Here is a 2,351-nt window from a genome sequence, read left to right as displayed (position 1 = left end):
GGAGCCGGAAGCCCGGGGGAGGGAGTGGAGGCGCTCGGTCCGGACGGGGCGTGGCACCGGGCCGCCCGGCACACCGAGACCGTCGAGGTGGCCGGCGGGGAGCCGGTCGAGGTCGAGGTGATCGAGACCGACCGCGGCCCGGTCGTCATCGGCGGCCCCGAGGGCCTCGACGACGGCGTGCCCGCACCCGGCGGGCCCCCGCTCGCCGTCGCCCTGCGCCATCCGCCCCGCGTCACCGGCGACCTCGGCTTCGGCGCCCTGCTGCCGCTGCTGCGGGCCCGCCGGGTCGCCGACGTGGACCGGGCCGCCGACCGGTGGGCCGAGCCGGTCAACGTGCTCCTGGCCGCCGACACCGAGGGCGGCACGCTGCACCGGGTGGCCGGCCGGGTCCCGGTGCGCTCCGAGGCCAACCGGATCCGCCTGGTGCCGGCCTGGGAGCCCGGCCACGAGTGGCGGGGCTGGCACGAGCCGCCGCGCGCCGGGCTGTCCGAGGGGGTCGCCGTGATGGCGAACCAGCGCGGCCCCGCGGCCCCGCTCGGCGTCGAGTTCGCCCCGCCGCACCGCGCCGACCGCATCGCCGCGCTGCTGGCGGGCCGGGAGCGCTGGTCGGCCGCCGACATGCCCGCGATCCACACGGACACCCACCTCGCCTCCGCCGCCGCCCTGCTGGACCGCCTCGCCGCGCTCGACGGCACGGACCTGAGCGGACCGGCCGCCGCCCTGCGCGACCGCCTCCTGCGCTGGGACCGCCGCATGGACGCGGACAGCGCCGACGCGGCCGCCTTCGCTGCGGTGCGCGGCGCGGTCGTACGGCACCTCGCGGCGCACCCCGCGTTCGCCGCGACGGCCGTGCCGCCCGCGTACCCGGAGGTCTTCCGGCCCTGGCTCGCGCTGGTCCCGCGGATCGGGTACGCCCTCGAACACCTCCTCACCGCCGACGAGCTGTTCGGCGTCGACCGCCCGGCGGCGGTCCGCACGGCCCTGGAGGAGGTGGCCGCCCGGCCACCCGCCGGCACCTGGGGCGACACCCACCGCCTGGCGCCCTGGCGGGCCCTGCCCCCGACGACGCCGTACGAGGAGCCCGGCCTGTCCGGCGACCACGACTGCGTGCTGTGCACCTCGCCCGTGCCCGGCCTGACCGACCTCGCCGCGCGCGGCCCGGCCGCCCGGTACGTCTGGGACCTGGCCCGGCGCGAGAACAGCCGCTGGGTGGTGCCGTTCGGCGCCTCGGGCGTCCCCGGCTCGCCCCACCACCGCGACCAGCAGCCGCTGTGGCGCGCGGGGGACCTGGTCCCGGTCGTTACCGACTGGGACCGGCTGCGCCGGGAGACCGGCGCGCGACCGGCGAGCGACTGACGAGCGACTGACGAGCGACTGACGAGCGACTGACGAGGAGATCGATGTCCGACCCCTACGCCTCCCGCGCGGCCGTCCACGAGCAGGTGGTCGACGGCTTCGGAGCCGTACGCGTCCTGCCGCTGGACGCCCGGGCCGACGCCCCCCTGCTGCACCGCTGGGTGAACGAGGAGCGCGCCGTCTTCTGGGGCATGAACGGCCTCACCGAGGAGCAGGTCGCCGAGATCTACGCCCACATGGACACGCTCGACACCCACCACGCCCACCTCGTCCTCAAGGACGGCGCGCCGGCCGCGCTGCTGCAGACCTACGAGCCGGCGGCCGACCGGGTCGGGGAGTGCTACCCCGTCGCACCCGGCGACATCGGCATCCACCTGCTGGTCGCCCCCGCCGCGCCCGGCGCGGCCCGCTCCGGCTGGACCGCCGGGCTGATGACCGCTGTCACCGGGTACGTCCTGCTGGGGCTGGACCGCGAGCGCGTGGTGGTCGACCCCGACGTGGCCAACGGGAAGGCGATCGCCCGTTTCCTGCGGCAGGGCTTCACCGCCGGTCCCGAGGTCGTGCTGCCGGAGGTCGACCTGCCCGACGTGTACCTCCCGCGGAAGAAGGCCCGGCTCGCCTTCCTCACCCGCGAGGTAGCCTTCGGCGGGTGACCCCCGACGATCTCGTCGCCCTCCCCCATGCCCTCAAGGGCAGGGGAGGCACCCCCACCGGCCTGGAGCCGATCCCCCGCGAGGGCGGGCGGTTCCGGCGGACCTGGGCGGGTCCCGAGCGGCCCGACGGCACCGCCGTCCTCGTCCTGCTCACCGACGCGCCGGACGACTTCTCCGCCCTGCACCGCCTGCCCGCCGACGAGGTCTGGCACTTCCACCTCGGCGACCCGCTCCGGCTGCTCCTCCTCGCCCCGACGGCACCGCCCGCGCCCCCGTGCTGGGTCCGGACGTCCTCGGCGGCCAGCACGTCCAGCTCGCCGTGCCCGCCGGCACCTGGATGGG

2 protein-coding genes and 1 pseudogene are annotated in these 2,351 nt (G+C 77.6%); all 3 read left to right on the top strand.

The annotated features are described in order from the left end of the window. The coding region (locus B7L92_RS38285) for a penicillin acylase family protein (protein ID WP_143626518.1) at positions 1-1,356 on the top strand (1,356 nt) is incomplete at its 5' end. A gap of 44 nt (positions 1,357-1,400) precedes the next feature. Continuing rightward, positions 1,401-2,009 carry a GNAT family N-acetyltransferase gene (locus B7L92_RS38280; RefSeq protein WP_081241654.1) on the top strand — a complete coding sequence of 203 codons (609 nt, stop codon included), beginning with the start codon at positions 1,401-1,403 and terminating at the stop codon, positions 2,007-2,009. After that, positions 2,006-2,351, top strand: a pseudogene (locus B7L92_RS38275) (cupin domain-containing protein); the annotation flags it as partial. The gene B7L92_RS38280 and the pseudogene B7L92_RS38275, both read left to right, overlap by 4 nt.

Origin of the sequence: Streptomyces viridosporus (assembly GCF_002078235.1) — a bacterium.
Classification (GTDB): domain Bacteria; phylum Actinomycetota; class Actinomycetes; order Streptomycetales; family Streptomycetaceae; genus Streptomyces; species Streptomyces viridosporus.
The sequence above is the reverse complement of the archived record's forward strand: the minus strand, read 5'-3'. Positions and strand labels throughout refer to the sequence as shown.

What these genes read in the sequence shown, in the direction of transcription:
- B7L92_RS38280 (WP_081241654.1), top strand. Translation starts at nt 1,401, where the DNA reads ATGTCCGACCCCTACGCCTCCCGCGCGGCCGTCCACGAGCAGGTGGTC.